The 243-nt window shown below is 63.4% G+C and carries 1 protein-coding gene; it reads right to left on the reverse strand.

The annotated features are described in order from the left end of the window. Positions 1 to 232 (reverse strand): transposase (locus VSR72_RS44190; protein ID WP_342958431.1); only part of this gene is annotated, 232 nt, incomplete at its 3' end. Between the last annotated feature and the right edge of the window lie 11 nt (positions 233 to 243).

Below are 243 nucleotides of genomic sequence, written 5' to 3' on the forward strand. Positions count from 1 at the left end.
CGGACTTCCCTCGGGAGCGGCGCATCGCGCGATCGGGACGATTGACTTCAAGGACCTCGATCTCATGATCGCGCAGCACGCGGGCCAAGCCCGCTCCGTAGGTGCCGGTCCCTTCAACCCCGGCACGACATAACTGACCGAACGAATTCGCCCATGTCAGCAGGTCGAGATACCCCGCTGTGTCGGTTGTTACCGACAGCGTTCCGAGAAGCCGGCCTGCGCCGCTAATCACAGCCCCGACAT

Source organism: Paraburkholderia sp. JHI869, assembly GCF_038900775.1.
Classification (GTDB): Bacteria; Pseudomonadota; Gammaproteobacteria; order Burkholderiales; family Burkholderiaceae; genus Paraburkholderia.